We start from the raw sequence: 1,077 nt of genomic DNA, 5'->3' as shown, positions 1-1,077 counted from the left end.
ACCCAGAAGCACCCACGGGGGCAGCGAGCGTTCGAAGTCGATGATGTCGATGAACAAGAAGTGCCAGAGGTAGATGCCGTAGGACAGGCGGCCGATGTAGACCATCGGCCGCGACGCCAGGAACGGCGTGTCGCGGTGCTCCGCGAGGTGGCAGACGAGCACGAAGGCCGCGAGCTCCGCGAGGGTGATCCGCAAGGTCACCCCCTCCGTGATGCGGACGAAGGGCAAGGACGGAAGAGCGACGGTCAACGCGAGGCCGATGCAGGCGATGACGACGGTCGGCCGCGACATCTTCAGGCGGGCCAGCGCCGCGATGGCGCCCAGCACAATGCCGGTCACATGCGTGTCGAAGCTGAAGTACGCCTGCTTCCATCCCCAGTTCAAGGCGACGAAGTAACGCCACGCGGTCAGCACGGCGAACGCTGCCAGCAGCCACGCGACCGGACGGCGCGCCCGCAGCAGCAGCGGCAGCAGCAAGGGCCACAGCAGGTAGAACTTCTCCTCGACGCCCAGCGACCAGACGTGCCCGATGGTCGACGGCGGAGTCCCGAAGGCGAGCGCGTAGTCCATCAGGAAGGTGCCCGTGAGCCCGGCGACCAACCATCTGTCGTCCTTCGGCCAGAGCCAGGGAGCGAGTGCGAGATAGACCAGCACCAGCAGCAGCAGCGTCGGGTAGAGCCTCAGCGCGCGCCGCGCGTAGAACCTGCCGATGTCGATGCCGCCGTGGCGGTGCTCCGCCAGGAGCAGCGTCGTGATCAGGTAGCCGGAGAGAACGAAGAACACGTCCAGGCCGGCGAACCCGCCGCCGGCGCCGGGGATGAGGCAGTGAAAGCAGACGACCAGGAGGATCGAGACCGCCCTAAGGCCATCGAGCGCGGGGTTGTACGGCATCGGTGCGGCCTCCGCTCAGGGACCGGCCACCGGATCCGGCCGGCACGGCTGCAGCATCACCTTTCCGCATTCTGGATAAGCCGGCGGGCCCTTCACGTCATTCAATACACCGAAGCGAACCAGCGAGTCGTACTTTGCGTTGTGCAATACGTGAACTCGCTGCTTCTGCGTGAAGGTGTCGAACAC

Annotated in this window: 1 protein-coding gene; it reads right to left on the bottom strand. The window is 66.1% G+C overall.

Annotation, left to right across the window (positions count from 1 at the left end):
* Positions 1 to 891 (bottom strand): acyltransferase family protein (locus tag AC04L7_RS19410; protein ID WP_475513804.1); only part of this gene is annotated, 891 nt, incomplete at its 3' end.
* Positions 892 to 1,077 lie beyond the last annotated feature (186 nt).

Source organism: Pseudoxanthomonas sp. LjRoot204_2 (assembly GCF_056175765.1).
Note: the sequence above shows the minus strand (reverse complement) of the source record. Positions and strands in the feature narration are given on the sequence as shown.